The sequence below is a fragment of the Vibrio sp. B1ASS3 genome (assembly GCF_905175355.1).
Taxonomy (GTDB): Bacteria; Pseudomonadota; Gammaproteobacteria; order Enterobacterales; family Vibrionaceae; genus Vibrio; species Vibrio owensii.
Genome location: NZ_HG992742.1, coordinates 1,838,572 through 1,853,590, shown reverse-complemented (window position 1 = coordinate 1,853,590; position 15,019 = coordinate 1,838,572). Strand labels below are relative to the sequence as shown.

Below are 15,019 nucleotides of genomic sequence, written 5' to 3'. Positions count from 1 at the left end.
GCCCAGCTAAGCCACTCTTAATTGGGCGCAACATTTTTCCAACATTTCTTTTCTTCAAGCACTTAACACTTTCCAATGAATACTTTATATTAGAGCTAATACTCTAAAAGCAAAGTAGCCACTATGAAAAAAACCGGAAAACTCTGGATTTTGGGCCTTCTCAGCAGCTCGATTTCTCTTGCTTGTCACTCGGCTCCTATCACATTTGATGATGCATGGAATTTGTTGTTAGAAAACAACTATTCCCTTAAAGCACAACGTGCCAACGTTGAAAGCTATGAATACCAACAAAGCGCGACCGATAACCTCAATTTGCCACAAGTCAGTATTGGTGCGAACTACACACGTTTAGACACCGATGTGACGGTTTCTGGTCAGCAATTGCTAGACAGTACTGGCGCACACATTACGTTGCCTCCACTTTTTAATGTCACTTCTACCATTACTGAGCGCGACATCTTCTCTTCTTCTATTCGCGCTATCTGGCCCATTTTTACTGGTGGACGAATCAACGCAGCACAAGCCGCAGCGGAAGGTAAAACGGATGAAGCCAAAAGCCAGCTCGCAATGGAGCAGCAAGCGCGCTTTGAAGATCTCTCTAAATACTACTTTTCTGTCGTGCTCGCCAAAGAAGTATTGGCAACTCGCCAAGCGGTAGAAAAAGGCTTAACCAAACACCGTGACTTTGCAATTAAGATGGAAGAGCAAGGCCAAATCGCCCGTGTTGAACGCCTTCAAGCAGAAGCTTCGCTAGACAAAGCTAAGGTCGAGACGCGTAAAGCGGCCAGTGATCTGAGTATCGCTCAAGCGGCTCTAGGCAAAATCTTAGCGCAGAACGATACCGTCGAACCTTCAGAAACCTTATTTATTAACAACAATCTACCGCCGTTGAGCGCGTTTGTTGACCAAACCCTACTGACCTATCCAGGCTTAGATTTGTTGGATGCCAAACACAAACAAGCATCGAGCTTAATCAAAGCTGAAAAAGGTAAATATTACCCAGAAGTTTACCTGTACGGTGATTACAGCCTGTATGAAGACGACTCCCTTGCCAGCCAAATGAAACCAGATTGGTTAGTGGGTGTGGGCGTAAACATCCCGCTGATCGAGTCCACTGGCCGAAGCGAAAAAGTCAAAGCCGCGCAAAGCATGGTCACTCAGGTTGACGCACTCAAATCTCAGGCGAAACAAGACTTGTCCCTTCTGGTACAAAAGACCTACCTAGAAGCACAACAAGCCATTGATGAAGTACAAGGACTGGATTCCAGTATTGCACTGGCCGATGAAAACCTTCGTCTACGCGAGAAAGCGTTCACTCAAGGCCTATCCTCATCTTTAGATGTGGTCGACGCGCAACTGTATGTCGCGAGTGTAGAGACACAGCAATCAGCAGCACGTTTCCGTTATCTGATTTCTTTAACCAAACTATTAGCACTGAGCAGCGAAATGAACAGCTTCGCTCAATACCAACACACTGCTTACGTTCCAGCATCCACATCCAAAGAGGCAAAATAAGTCATGGCAGCAAAATCTCTAAAACCCGCTCTACTATCACTTTGTGCTTTGGGTGTCGCTTCTTGGGTTGGTTATCAGTTCTACCAAGCGTATCAACCGGAACCAGCTCGTTTACAAGGTTTGATTGAAGCTCAGCAATACAGCATCTCTTCTAAAGTCCCAGGTCGTATTGATGAAGTTATGGTGCGCAAAGGCGATGACGTAGAAAAAGGCCAATTGATCTTTACCCTTCACAGCCCAGAAATCGAAGCAAAACTGGAACAGGCAAAAGCGGGAGAAAAGGCCGCTGGCGCCTTGGCACTAGAAGCAGAAAAAGGCGCGCGTGAGCAACAAATCCAAGCTGCAAAAGACCAATGGTTGAAAGCAAAAGCAGCTGCAGATTTGATGGAAAAGACTTACCAACGCGTAAACAACCTATACAAAGATGGCGTAGTCGCAGAGCAAAAACGCGATGAAGCCATGACACAATGGCAAGCTTCGAAATACACCGAAAGCGCAGCGTTCCAAATGTACAACATGGCAAAAGAAGGTGCGCGTAGCGAAACCAAAGTCGCAGCGGCAGAAAAAGCGCGCATGGCAGCAGGCGCGGTGGCGGAAGTAGAAGCATACGCAAAAGACACACAAATCTACAGCTGGTTTGATGGTGAAGTTTCTCAAGTTCTACTGCAAAGTGGCGAACTGGCACCTCAAGGCTTCCCGGTTGTGACAGTTATTGATACTCAAGATTCTTGGGCAACACTGAACGTACGCGAAGATTTGCTCAAGCACTTCACCAAAGGCACCACATTCAAAGCTTACCTATCTGCACTGGACAAAGATCTTGAGTTTAAAGTGACTCACGTTGCGGTAATGGGTGATTTTGCAACTTGGCGTGCAACAGACGCATCGAAAGGTTTTGATCTTCGTACCTTCGAAGTCGAAGCTCGCCCTACCCAACCAGAGCCTGAGCTTCGAATGGGCATGAGCGTTGTGGTTGAGCTGTAATCGCGTTGGTTTAGCACTATGACGATTCAAATCTCACAACGACAAATCCTGCGACGCGATAAATGGCTATTCTCTTGCCTAACGTGGGTGCCAATCTTATTAGCCGTCACTATGTGGGGCGTTTTCTCGGCAGGCATTGCCAGAGATCTCCCAATAGGTGTGGTTGATTTGCAGCACTCACAATTGTCACGCAAGATGATTCAATCTCTTGATGCTTCTTCGACTCTCTCTGTTGATTACCACTACACCAGTGCGACAGAAGCGAAGAACGCGATGATCGAGGGTGATATCTACGCTTATGCTGTGATTCCCCCTCAATTTGACCAAGACATACTTTTGCATCGCCAACCGCAGTTATCGGTCTTCTTCAACAGCCAATACATTTTGGTCGCGAAACTGATCAACTCTGCGGTTGCGCAATCTCAAGGCTATTTTGATGCTCAGCTCGAAGCCATGGGTAATCTAGCAAAAGGAAATACCACAACATTGGCCGCCATTGGTCAAGCAGTGCCGATTTCGACTCAGATTACGGCCTTGTTTAACCGTAACACCAACTACGCTCAGTTCTTGGTGACAGCGATTGTTCCTGCGATCTGGCAGATCTGCGTCGTGGTCAGCACTATTTTGATCCTCGCAGCGCATTTTCGTATTTATGGAAATGGCAACAACAGCTTCGCGTTCTTAGGCGATCACCCTTTCACTCGATTAAGCAAAATCCTTTGCCAATATATTCCGTTATTTATGGCACAAGGCGCACTGTTCTTAATCTGGTTTTATGTACTGCTGGATTGGCCGATGGAAGGCAGCTACTTAGTGATGCTGTTAGCGCAGTTCGTAACGACCATCGCGTGCATCATCATGGGGGCCTTGTTCTTCTTTCTATCGATGGATCCTGCACGCGCGATGAGCTTTGCTGGCGCGTTTACCGCACCTAGCTTCGCGTTTATGGGGATTACCTTCCCGGTTTCAGACATGAATGCTCTCGCCCATGCATGGAGAGGATTGCTGCCAATTACGCATTACATCGAAGTTCAGGTAGATCAAGCGAACTACGGTGCAAGTGCCGCGCAATCTATTGGCTCGCTATGGCCAATGGTTGGATACATTATCCCGCTCTTAATGACGGCAGCACTGATGGCAAAACATCGCAACACAGCTTTGTTAAATAGCTCGTCTTCAACAGATAGCAAACAGGAGGCTGTATGACACTGTGGCAACTGATTAAAACAGAACTTCGCTCAGTGATGACCAACCCTGTCGTGGTTCTGACTGTCTTTGGTGGCGTGGTGTTTTATTCGTTCTTGTACCCGCTTCCTTATGCGCAACAAACGCCAAGAGAACAGCCGATTGCGATTGTGAATCTCGATGGTAGCCAAACCAGCTTGAAGCTTGAACGTATGGTAGACGCGACACCACAAGTCAAAGTCGTGACTCGCCTACACACCATTGCCGATGCAAAACAAGCGTTCTTAAACCGCGAGATCACGGGCTTCTTGGTGATTCCAGAACACTTCTACAAAGACTTGTTGCTTGGCAGCAGCCCTACTTTGGCGTATGCCGCGGATGCTTCTTACTTTTTGGTGTACGGCACCGTAGTAGAAGGCCTTGCCACCGCTGGGGGGACTCTTGGCGCAGAAGTAAAAGTGAGCAAGATGGTGATTGATGGTGTGCCACTAAGTATGGCCAGCCATGATTACTCCGCCATTAAGCTGAACATGAAGCCAACCTTCAACCCAACGATGGGCTACATCGAATACGTGGTGCCAGCGGTGTTTGTGTTGATTCTTCAACAAACACTGATCATGGCAATTGGTTTGCAGACCGGTACTCAACGCCATGGTCGCGGTTATTGGTCGCAAGTACCAACGGGCGCTTTGCTGTTCGCCAGAACCTTGGTCTTCGTTGCTATTTACTACCTGCTTAGCGCTTACTACTTTGGCTTTAGCTTCGAACGCTTGAACGTCAACCACATTGCTAACGCAGTTGAGCTACTGACCTTGCTGTTGCCATTCTTACTTGGCTGTTGTGGTTTAGGTTTATGGCTCGGTTACTTGTTACCAAGACGCGAGTTGGTGACATTGGTCGTACTGGTTAGCTCAATGCCGTTAATCTTCTTAGCAGGTTTTATTTGGCCTGTAGAGTCGATCCCTGCCCCGCTACTTTGGTTTGCAGATTTAAGCCCAAGCACTTGGGCAATCAAAGGCTTTTTAGCTCTCAACCAAATGGGCGCAACGTGGCAGCAAGTCGCAAAACACTGGACTGCTCTTTGGGTGCTTACAGTACTTTGGGGCGGCGTTGCTTACTGGATTGCCAAACGCAATACCAAACCAGTGGTAACAGAAAGCTTAGGTTAATCGCTTTACATCCAATTAAGAAAGGGGCTCACGTAGCCCCTTTTTGTTTGTGTGGGTGTTCTAGTGACTGAGCTTAGCTGGAGAGTCATAGGCTTATTTTTGGACAGAAAGCATTTAGAGTAGTTACCTAATTAAGATTGGGCATGAACTAACTCAGGTATTCTAAAACTTCTTTGCGTGGTGTTGAGCCTAGAAGGTTAAAATATACACAGAAGAGTTGTATCCAAAGCTGAAGCGCAAAATATAAGTCAAGTAGATTTCTCGATGAGCCGAAAGTCATCTATATCAAAAATACTGAAACACTTCACAATAAGACACTAGTTGCAGCTGTTATCATATGTACCATATCTATCTGAGGAAAGCTTATGGCAGTCAAACTCGAAAGACTTATTATTAAAAACTTCCGTTCTATCGGCTCGACACCTGTAGAAGTTGAGCTTGATGATATCGTAATACTAGTAGGTGGCAACAATACCGGTAAGAGTACAATTCTAAAGGCATACCATGCAGCAGTTAATCATGAGTCACTTACTATAGATGACTTCCATAATCGAAAAATTGACAAAGATAACTTACCTACCATAGAAATTCACACTCTGTGTTCAGGGGAAGACAAACCGAGTGATAAATTCTATGTAAAAGCAAAGGATGAAACTCCCGAAACATTCTATCTCATCAAAGAGCAATTTATATGGGAAGCTGCTGGAGCCAAGAATAAAAGCCTCGATGATTACAAAGGTTCAGCTAGCATTACCCAAGGTCTTGCAACTACAGTAAAAACAAATCTTTTTGAATGTGAGAACGGGAGAAGCCGAGTTGCTGGTATCGGTGAAATTGCTGATGCTGACGGCAAGGTGTGGACCGTCCGGCACAAAACCATTTCACAACTGCGCCAAAAGCAGCCGACCTTTATGAGGAATGCGCCAACATCACTCCTAATAGCATTGCCGATGTTGATGAAGACTCTGTACCTGTGGCTGTTATTGATTCAGACGGTGAAGAGATCACTGGTTATATCTTTGCTGACAACTACTTCGAGTTATATATTAATGGCCAGCTTATTGCAGTAGACACTGTACCTTTCACACCGTTTAACTCTAGTATCGTCAAGTTCAAAGTAAGTAAACCATACACTATTGCTGTAAAAGTAATTGATTGGGAAGAAAACTTAGGTTTAGGTACAGAAGATAACCGCGGTAAGGCATTCCACCCAGGTGATGGCTGTCTCTTATACACAAATCCCCAAGCTTATAGCTTGGGGATTTTTTTTGAACTCTTTAACGTGTGTGCGCTCTGATCACTTAAGAATCCTTACTGAAACACTAAGATGACACACTCAGACGCTAAACTTTGGGCACAAGAACAATTTGGACAAGCACAACTTAAAGACCCTCGAAGAACACAACGCCTCATCAGTTTAGCGACTTCCATTGCTAATCAACCAGGAGTCTCCGTGGCTAAACTTCCTTTTTCTCCCGCCGATATGGAAGGGGCATATCGCTTTATCCGCAATGAAAACATCGATGCAAAAGACATCGCTGAAGCAGGTTTTCAATCAACGGTATCTCGAGCTAACGAGCATGAGGAATTACTCGCGCTTGAAGATACAACAACGCTCTGTTTTCCTCATCGAAGTATAAAAGATGAACTCGGGCACACGAATCAAGGCGACAGAATTCGAGCTCTCCATGTACATTCGACGTTACTTTTTGCACCACAAAGTCAGACCATTGTTGGTCTTATAGAGCAACAACGATGGAGCCGAGATATTACTAAGCGTGGGCAAAAGCACCAACACGCGACTCGTCCTTACGAGGAGAAAGAGAGTTACAAATGGGAGCAAGCTTCTCGCCGTGTCGTTGAGCGCCTAGGGGATAAGATGTTAGATGTTATCTCGGTCTGTGACCGAGAAGCTGACCTATTCGAATACTTAACTTATAAACGTCAACATCAGCAGCGTTTTGTCGTTCGTTCAATGCAAAGCCGCTGTCTAGAAGAGCACGCTCAAAAGCTTTACGACTATGCGCAAGCGTTACCAAGCGTCCAGACAAAAGAGCTTACCATCCCCCAAAAAGGAGGAAGAAAAGCGAGAGATGTAAATCTTGATGTTAAATATGGTCAGGTGACATTAAAGGCTCCAGCAAACAAAAAGGAGCACGCAGGCATACCTGTTTATTATGTTGGTTGCCTTGAGCAAGGGACATCAAAAGACAAGTTAGCATGGCACCTCTTGACGTCGGAGCCAGTAAACAACGCTGAAGACGCCATGAGAATTATCGGTTATTACGAGCGTCGATGGCTGATTGAAGACTTCCATAAAGTCTGGAAAAGTGAAGGTACGGATGTGGAGTCACTAAGACTCCAAAGTAAAGGTAACTTAGAGAGGTTAAGTGTCATCTATGCCTTTGTTGCGACACGTTTATTGGCGTTACGCTTCATTAAAGAGGTTGATGAGCTATCAACAGAAAGTTGTGAAAAGGTCTTGGGCAAAAAAGCTTGGAAGCTGCTGTGGTTGAAACTAGAAAGTAAGACGTTACCTAAAGAAACGCCGGATATGGGCTGGGCGTACAAGAATCTCGCTAAATTAGGCGGTTGGAAAGATACCAAGAGGACGGGCAGAGCTTCAATAAAGGCACTTTGGGAAGGATGGTTTAAACTACAAACCATCCTTGAAGGCTACGAACTCGCAATGTCTCTTGATCACTAGACTTGTGATCAAGAGACAGGGTGATGGTGGCTTTATCGCAAGCTTTAGTGACGGTACTGTGACAGGTTCCGACTGGCAAGCACAGACATTCTATACTGCACCAATCTATGATCTTAGCTGCCTAAGTGAAGTTGATGGCGATAACCTTGAAAAACTGCGCTTATCGGAGAACTGTACAACAGAAGGCACGGATAACGGTGAAAATGCTTATGCAGCTCACTGGGAAACCCCAAACAACTGGATGGCAAAAGACTTTGACGCAGCTTCATGGCCTCAAGAGACTGAATATTCAGAAGATGACATTGGTGTGAACAACAAAAAATCTTATATGAACTTCATCAAGAAATTCAGTGGGGCTGGAGCAAGTTTCATTTGGTCAACAAACGTTGTATTGGACAATGAAGTTCTACTGAGATACGAAGTGAAATAGCTTTAACCTCTAGCCCAAAGCCCGCAATCTAATTTCAATATAAAGGGACTCAAATGAGTCCCTTCTGTGTTTTAGAGCTGCCCACCCTACAAAACCGGCACGTGATGCGCTTCCACTTTGGTTTTGTGAATGTGGCTCATCTTATGAGTGTTAACGAAGTCTGTTCCGCTCCTAAAGCCCGTTTTCACTTTAGTAGTGAGTACTGCAATGTTGTTACCAAAGACAACGTCCGTGTGACGGGCATATTCGCATTCCGTTGTCTTAACGCCCCGCTCAGCAAATCCCTTCTCCATCTTACGAGAGTAAGTAACGAAGTCCGCTGGCGTGATTTTTTCGTCTAATTTCGAGTTGCTTGTTACTGCGCTGATTACATCTGCCGGTGACAACGATTTATCGAGGCTTTCTAAGACCTCTACTGCTTTCTTGGGATGTACAGTTGGGGGCCTTTCACAGGTATACATTTCATAGAGGTACTCAACAACCGTTTCTATATCCTCTTTATTGTGTCGGGTATTCGAAATAGTGTGAGTATCGATTAATAAACATACAGAATTGATACCCACACTTCACAAACCCTATTCGTGTGTATTTGGTTGTTTTTCAAGCAAAGTAACCATGTCTCTAAACAGAGCTTTAAAGGCTCTATGTCTTAAGCCATGCATTGTTACTTTTGGATCGTCTTTCTTCAACAATTCGAACAGTGGATCATGGGTTGGTTTGTTCAAGGACTTCATTGACACTTCCAAGCCGCCTTTGTTGTAAAGCAGCTTCGCTCTAAGCACTTCAAAGCTATAACCACGACCATTCCTAAACACACCCTTGATTGTGTTGTTCAGACTCTCCGTAACTGCGTTGGTGTAAGGATAGTCCCACCAATTAAAGATAGGCTCATGCCAGTTATCAACGGCTCGTATGGCGTCTTTGAAGTATTTTCTGACAGGTGGTGTAGATACTGCTTTCCAGTTCTCCCAGTAGTCCTCAGCTTCTTTTCTGGTAGGCATATCCCACATATCGAGAAAAGCCTCTTTAGCGTTATACACTTCCATCAACGTTGGGTATTCCTCTGTCCAGAAATGGAATGACGCCAGCTCGTTTAAGCCCTTGATGTTTGCTCTACGCTTAAGCAGTATCTTTCGGTCATTCTTGAGCTTCTTACGCTCCTTGTCTGATAGTTCGGCTCGTATCGCCTTACGTGCTTTCTCCATAGCTTCACCAGCCATCTTGGCAACGTGAAAGCGGTCGATAACTACAACTGAATTAGGCAATAGCTGTTTCACAGCGCGGTAATACGGTCGCCACATATCGATACAGACGATCTCAATATCTTTCCATCCATTCAGCCTCATAATGGCTTTCTGAGTGGCATCCTGAGATCTATCTTTACGCATATCGAGTAGGGTTCTACGCTCAATATCCGTCATGACAAGGTGCATCTTCTTGCTGAAATGAGTCTCATCGATACCAAGAACGCGAGGAGCAAGCCAATCGTGCTTACCTTCGATAATATCCACGTAGTTGGCGAATACGTTACGTATAGTGCCTTCGGTGATACCCATTTCAGTGGCTACATGTGTAAACGACACTTTCCCACACATTCGCATGATGTAGTCTTCTGCTCGTTTAGTCATACGAAAATCATTAGAGAGCCAGTCCAATTGTTCAAAGCGAGTCTTGCTACAATCCTTGCAGCGAAGTCGCTTTCTATCGAATTGAATCTTGATGGTTTTGCCGTACATACGAGTGTCGTTGTAAGGTTGGTTTACCTTGCCGACGATTACTGTATTGATTGATCCGCACTCGGAACAAGTGCGGTTAGGGGATATAGATTGAGCGTGGAATATACAGTGATCGTCATATTCTTCACGCTCAATCACTTTTAGGTTTTCGAGATTTAACATGGTTATCGAGAGACGCGAGGGATAGGTTTTTGAGATACGGCTAAGTCCTCAAGCCCTTTAATCATTTGTTCCATTTTATTCGGGAACTCAAGTTCATGAACCTTCGCCTCTAACTCCTTTACTTTCTTTTCAAGTCGTTGATTATATCGAAAAACATCGTTTAACTGTTCAAAGTTCCCCGATTTTGCAAGAAGTAGAGAAGCCATCCCAAGCTCTGCATCACGATTGCATTCAAACTTCCAATCAGAACTTTTACCTAACCTATGACCACGAACAACGGTTATCTTTCCTCTCAAACCAACATATAAAAGACCCCATTTATTCGGAAGTTCTGATTCAGATATTAACCCCTCTGGGCAGATGTAGTATCGAAAATTACCCATACCTAATTCTGGGTTAGCCCTAAACGGCTTGTTTCTATCTGCTAAAAAATCACTACGACTAACTTTTGCCTCTATGACTATGGTTTCAGTTCCATAAGCGGTTCTTAATCCGATCGCGTCAACAATTTCACCACCATTAGAACCAGATTGCACCTCTGAAAACGCATTAGGGCATCCACAACCGCCAGCACTATGCGAGCGCTTTAGCCAGCCAACTGCTTTTTTACATAAGTCGTTATGGGTAATTTCTTTTGCCATCAATACACACTCTTTTACGAATTAAACACCTTTAAACTGTATCAGCGTTATCGACTTGCGTACACATCATTTTACGAATACCCATTGTGTCCACCCATCAGATAACTTCCGTTACCTACTGCACCGCCGGAAAACTTGCTCTGGCCATTAAGGTGCTTAGCTAAATTACCATCGGGCTTGATGCTGACACCGATATCGAAGAAGTAATCTCCGGCATTTAAAGCCAGTAAAGAGACCATGTTCTTTACAAAAGCTGGGCTACCGTGATTGATGCTTGCCTCGTACAATTCTGTCATCTTCTCGGCAATGACTGGCGACTCCATGTTTTTCTTCTTCAGCAATTCATCCACTGAAACGAACTTAACATTGTCAGGAAGCTCAACGCGTGAGTCGTAACAAGTTCGCCCTTTAGTTCGTCTATCAACATAGATAATGTGTTTTACTTTTGGGGTAATTTTGGCATTACTAATGACGTTCAGTAGGCCATGTTCCTTTTCAACACTTGGAATAATATTGTCTTCACCACTTTCCGCTTTTGTATTAACCCAACAATATGCAACGGCCTTGGTTGGGAGTTTGGAAAAACTCGGTTTCGCGCACAACAAAGAACTCAGTCCACTCTTTTTCTTATTTTCTTTTAATGGTGTAAGCGCTACGTCGGTGTTTTCGTTGCTGCGTTCAGCAATGACTCTTTCTCGATTTGCTGCCCAGCGTTTATTGTCTGCTTGTGTCACTTTTAGCTCTTCCTCACGAGCTAAACGTTGTTGGGTGGCACGTTCTTGAACAGATTGTTGTACTTGTTCTGTGTGGTCACTTGGAGAAGATTGATATCGCATTAAGTTGGCCCTAATTATCAAATGTAAGAATTTGTTACAATATGATAAATTTGACACTTAGAATAAATAGTGGTGATGAAGTAACCGCTCAATAAGATATTATTACTAATTAAAAGCTCATTATGAAGGGGAAAATCACATTATTTTCTCTTCTATATAATGGTAACGAGTACGGTAAATACTACTAAATATAAATTATTGTATATTTACTCTAATTTATCATGAGTAATAAATAATTTAGTTCGCAACTAAATAAGTATTATCTAATTTATTTTTCATTAATAAACTAAGTAATAATTAATAGGCTCTAATATTTAAAAAGGGACTCAAACGAGTCCCTTGGTGGTTTCAAATAATCTTAAGCATTCGCGAGTTTTGCAGCTCTGCTCTAATAACGAGAAGAATAACTAGTAGCTCGCTTGAATGCTGACACCGCTATAGTTTGAGTAACCTTGAATCATGACGTGGTAGCGTCCACTTTGTGTTGCGCTGACCGTACATGTTTCATTGTTACCGTATTTGAAAGGTCGGCAATCCCATGCATTCAGTGCTGGTTTGGCACCAAAACGGAGATACAAGTCCGCATCACCACTGCCACCATACATCTGCACTGTTAGGCGCTGTCCCGCTTCTACATCAACATAGTAATACGCGACTTGACCGGTTGAACCACTTAAACCGCTCACTGGCACACCCGAGGTTAACTTGCCTTCTGGGTCCGGTGTTGGATCAGGGCCACCACAGTCTTGGCCACAATCTGCATCGGTTAAGCTATAAAGTAGCTTGTTCACGCTGCCTCTTGTATCCGTCACCTTTCCGCTTGTTGCGCGGCTAACGATCAAGGCTTCCACTTGGCTTGGTGACAACGAACTGTTTTCTTGAAGATACAGAGCTGCTACACCCGCTACATGTGGCGTCGCCATCGAAGTACCACTAATGGTTTTGTAGCCACCGTCATACCAAGCAGATTTGATTTGTGAGCCTGGCGCAAATACATCCACACAACTGCCCCAGTTTGAAAAACTCGAACGTGCATCCGTACTGGTGGTCGAGCCGACAGTGACACCAGTAGCAACGCGCGCTGGAGAGTAGTTACACGCATCGGCGTTGGAGTTACCTGCTGCAAGCATAAAGCTGACACCTGATTGAACCGCACTTTGCACCGCACTATCGAGAGCGACAGATTGACCGCCACCTAAACTCATGTTGGCGACTGATGGTCCGGAAGCATTCGCAGCCACCCAATCCACACCGGCGATAACACCAGATGTAGAACCCGAACCGCTACAGCTCAATACTCTCACGCCGACAAGGTTGACGTTTTTCGCAACACCATACAAGCTGCCGCCGATGGTGCCCGCAACGTGTGTACCGTGTCCATTACAGTCACTTGCATCTGCATCGTTGTCGACAAAGTCATACCCTGAGACCGAGCGACCACCAAACTCAACGTGTGCATTGTTCACACCAGTATCGATAACATAAGCCGTTACCCCAGTCCCATCAAAGTTGGCACTGTAGTTGTTATCGAGTGGTAAGTTACGTTGGTCGATTCGGTCCAGTCCCCAAATGGCATTGGTTTGATTTGCGTCTGCCGAGACTATTGGGTCAAGCGATAGGATTCTGTCTTGCTCAATGTAATCCACACGAGGATCAGAACGCAGATCTTTTAGTTGCTCAGGACTCAAGTTAGCGACAAATCCACTGATCGAGTGGTCAAAAACCGATTCCACTTGTATCGAATACAAACCAGACATGCGGTCTACAGACTGTTGCGTGAATTGCTCGAATTCCGTTGAGTTGCTCGCCATCATTTGTGGTTGTTTAAATACCACTATGTAGCGATCTGCAATGGCGATGTCGTCCGGTGCAAGCATCAAAGTGGCAGGCAATGTGTCGGGAGCTTGTTGTAACTCTGCACTGTCCGCAATCTCATTAGATTGCGAAAAAGCGATAGAAGAATGAAAACAGAGTGCCGAGGTGATACAACAACTTAGTAGTTTCTTTAACATAAAATGTTCCTTGAAATCATAGTCTTGTTGATTTTTACCTAGTACCAAACTGTCAACACGAAAACACAGACAATCAGCGTAGTACGCTCAATACGTGCTGCAGTGACGTTACACAAACCAAACTAGACAATGAGCAATCATATGCATAGTTGATAATAATTCACACACTCAGAAACATGATCAATAACCAAGCTTTATTGAAATTGAAATGCAAAGATTCATTTAGACTTAGAGCAAAATCCCTAAAATAGAATAATTCTACACACCTGACTTATTGCCTGTTATATACCCTCCCCTTACCGATAATTTACGCAATAAAAACCTAGCTTCTCTTATATCTTAGGTTTTTCGCCTACCAAGGTTCATTTGATTGCATAATTGACCTAAATCAACGAACCTGTCGTTTATATTCTTTGCATATTTGTAAATGAAAGGTGACCAACTGCTTGGGAAGCTAGCAAAATCAAATCGTGCAAAGTTTGTGCGTTTTTAACATCGTTTTTTGCCATAAAAACCATCGATTTTTTGCATTTTATCGAACAAAACGATTGCTATACCGTGACTTCCAGAGCGTACCATTAAGAAGTACGCCGCCCTAGTGAGAGTGAAAAATCACTTAAAAAGGAAGTTATTATGAAAACTCTTATAGCAGTGAGCGTCTTGTCAGTCCTATCTTTCGGCGCTTATGCTGAGCGCCAATCCGCAGAACCCATTAAGGTGATTGAATCGGTTGCTGGTCTTGATGCGAAAAAGGTAGAACTGGGTAAAACGTTGTGGTTTGAACCTCGATTATCCGCCTCCAACACCATTTCTTGTAACTCTTGCCATAACATCGCAAAAGGTGGCGTCGATAACCTACCAAGTTCCATTGGTCATAAATGGGCGATTGGTCCTATCAACTCACCAACGGTGTTTAACTCGGATTTGAACTTTGTTCAGTTCTGGAATGGACGAGCCAAAGATTTGCAAGAACAAGCGGCTGGCCCGATCGAAAACCCACTTGAGATGGCCTTTAGCCACCAGCTTGCGATCGACACGCTCAAGTCGATTCCTCAATATCGCGAGTGGTTTAAACAAGCCTACGGCAGTGAGACGATCACCATTGATAACGTGACTGATGCCATTGCGACCTTTGAGCAAACCTTACGTACGCCAAACGCACCGTTCGATCTTTGGTTGAAGGGCGACGATAAAGCACTAACAACAGCGCAGGTCGAAGGCTACAACTTGTTTAAAGCGAAAGGTTGTACAGCGTGTCACAGCGGCCCTCTCGCCGGTGGTCAAATGTACCAAAAGATGGGCTTAGTGAAGCCGTTTGCAACGGATAACCCAGATGTTGGACGTAAAGCGATCACGGGTAATGATTTCGATAAGTTTGTCTTCAAAGTTCCGACACTACGTAATATCGAACTGACCTACCCGTACTTCCACGACGGTTCGGTTTGGGATCTAGAAGAAGCGGTCGCCATGATGGCGGATCTTCAACTTGGTCAGAAACTGACGAAAGAAGAGTCGGTCAAGATTACTGAGTTCTTACGCTCGCTAACGGGTGACCAACCAGAGGTAACACTTCCTCATCTTCCACCATCAACCAACGAGACGGCACGTCCAAATATCTAAGTTGGTAAATGAGATACTTTAA

Annotated in this window: 11 protein-coding genes and 3 pseudogenes; 9 read left to right on the top strand and 5 right to left on the bottom strand. The window is 44.6% G+C overall.

The annotated features are described in order from the left end of the window. The first annotated feature begins 123 nt into the window (after nucleotides 1–123). The 8 genes and pseudogenes from KJB05_RS08745 to KJB05_RS08715 all read left to right on the top strand — a co-directional run. On the top strand, nucleotides 124–1,515 hold the full coding sequence (locus tag KJB05_RS08745; RefSeq protein WP_086369326.1) for a TolC family protein: 1,392 nt from the start codon (nucleotides 124–126) through the stop codon (nucleotides 1,513–1,515). Between the two features lie 3 nt (nucleotides 1,516–1,518). Next, nucleotides 1,519–2,499 (top strand): biotin/lipoyl-binding protein, encoded by a 981-nt coding sequence (locus KJB05_RS08740; RefSeq protein ID WP_208446166.1) that lies wholly within the window; start codon nucleotides 1,519–1,521, stop codon nucleotides 2,497–2,499. Nucleotides 2,500–2,517: 18 nt separating this feature from the next. After that, nucleotides 2,518–3,705 carry an ABC transporter permease gene (locus KJB05_RS08735; protein ID WP_208446165.1) on the top strand — a complete coding sequence of 396 codons (1,188 nt, stop codon included), beginning with the start codon at nucleotides 2,518–2,520 and terminating at the stop codon, nucleotides 3,703–3,705. Further along, nucleotides 3,702–4,853, top strand: coding sequence for an ABC transporter permease (locus KJB05_RS08730; protein WP_208446164.1), 1,152 nt, complete (start codon nucleotides 3,702–3,704; stop codon nucleotides 4,851–4,853). Before KJB05_RS08735 ends, KJB05_RS08730 begins: the two co-directional genes overlap by 4 nt. 365 nt (nucleotides 4,854–5,218) lie before the next feature. Further along, nucleotides 5,219–5,554: pseudogene (locus tag KJB05_RS28620) on the top strand (AAA family ATPase); the annotation flags it as partial. 18 nt (nucleotides 5,555–5,572) lie between these two features. Next, nucleotides 5,573–6,075 (top strand): annotated as a pseudogene (locus KJB05_RS28615) (hypothetical protein); the annotation flags it as partial. Between the two features lie 105 nt (nucleotides 6,076–6,180). After that, nucleotides 6,181–7,560, top strand: coding sequence for an IS4 family transposase (locus KJB05_RS08720; protein ID WP_213053097.1), 1,380 nt, complete (start codon nucleotides 6,181–6,183; stop codon nucleotides 7,558–7,560). A 19-nt stretch (nucleotides 7,561–7,579) separates the two neighbouring features. Then, nucleotides 7,580–7,990: pseudogene (locus KJB05_RS08715) on the top strand (hypothetical protein); the annotation flags it as partial. A gap of 86 nt (nucleotides 7,991–8,076) precedes the next feature. Here KJB05_RS08715 and KJB05_RS08710 read toward each other — a convergent pair. The 5 genes from KJB05_RS08710 to KJB05_RS08690 form a co-directional block, all read right to left on the bottom strand. After that, on the bottom strand, nucleotides 8,077–8,553 hold the full coding sequence (locus tag KJB05_RS08710) for a hypothetical protein (RefSeq protein ID WP_244142997.1): 477 nt from the start codon (nucleotides 8,551–8,553) through the stop codon (nucleotides 8,077–8,079). A gap of 12 nt (nucleotides 8,554–8,565) precedes the next feature. Beyond that, nucleotides 8,566–9,888: an ISL3 family transposase gene (locus KJB05_RS08705; RefSeq protein ID WP_208446516.1), complete on the bottom strand. Its 1,323-nt coding sequence runs from the start codon at nucleotides 9,886–9,888 to the stop codon at nucleotides 8,566–8,568. A 2-nt stretch (nucleotides 9,889–9,890) separates the two neighbouring features. After that, nucleotides 9,891–10,529, bottom strand: a complete 639-nt coding sequence (locus KJB05_RS08700) for an adenylosuccinate synthase (RefSeq protein ID WP_208446517.1) — start codon at nucleotides 10,527–10,529, stop codon at nucleotides 9,891–9,893. Between the two features lie 71 nt (nucleotides 10,530–10,600). Beyond that, entirely contained in the window at nucleotides 10,601–11,365 is a 765-nt protein-coding gene (locus KJB05_RS08695) for a hypothetical protein (RefSeq protein WP_244142986.1), read from the bottom strand. A 407-nt stretch (nucleotides 11,366–11,772) separates the two neighbouring features. Further along, a complete protein-coding gene (locus KJB05_RS08690; protein WP_208446393.1) occupies nucleotides 11,773–13,377 on the bottom strand; it encodes a S8 family peptidase in 1,605 nt (534 codons plus the stop codon). A gap of 633 nt (nucleotides 13,378–14,010) precedes the next feature. Here KJB05_RS08690 and KJB05_RS08685 point away from each other — a divergent pair. Then, nucleotides 14,011–14,997: a cytochrome-c peroxidase gene (locus tag KJB05_RS08685; protein WP_208446392.1), complete on the top strand. Its 987-nt coding sequence runs from the start codon at nucleotides 14,011–14,013 to the stop codon at nucleotides 14,995–14,997. The last annotated feature ends 22 nt before the right edge of the window (nucleotides 14,998–15,019 follow it).

Bases quoted from the DNA above. Each gene is read 5' to 3' on its own strand.
- KJB05_RS08745 (WP_086369326.1), top strand. From the start codon at position 124: ATGAAAAAAACCGGAAAACTCTGGATTTTGGGCCTTCTCAGCAGCTCG.
- KJB05_RS08740 (WP_208446166.1), top strand. From the start codon at position 1,519: ATGGCAGCAAAATCTCTAAAACCCGCTCTACTATCACTTTGTGCTTTG.
- KJB05_RS08735 (WP_208446165.1), top strand. From the start codon at position 2,518: ATGACGATTCAAATCTCACAACGACAAATCCTGCGACGCGATAAATGG.
- KJB05_RS08730 (WP_208446164.1), top strand. From the start codon at position 3,702: ATGACACTGTGGCAACTGATTAAAACAGAACTTCGCTCAGTGATGACC.
- KJB05_RS08720 (WP_213053097.1), top strand. From the start codon at position 6,181: ATGACACACTCAGACGCTAAACTTTGGGCACAAGAACAATTTGGACAA.
- KJB05_RS08705 (WP_208446516.1), bottom strand. From the start codon at position 9,888: ATGTTAAATCTCGAAAACCTAAAAGTGATTGAGCGTGAAGAATATGAC.
- KJB05_RS08700 (WP_208446517.1), bottom strand. From the start codon at position 10,529: ATGGCAAAAGAAATTACCCATAACGACTTATGTAAAAAAGCAGTTGGC.
- KJB05_RS08695 (WP_244142986.1), bottom strand. From the start codon at position 11,365: ATGCGATATCAATCTTCTCCAAGTGACCACACAGAACAAGTACAACAA.
- KJB05_RS08690 (WP_208446393.1), bottom strand. From the start codon at position 13,377: ATGTTAAAGAAACTACTAAGTTGTTGTATCACCTCGGCACTCTGTTTT.
- KJB05_RS08685 (WP_208446392.1), top strand. From the start codon at position 14,011: ATGAAAACTCTTATAGCAGTGAGCGTCTTGTCAGTCCTATCTTTCGGC.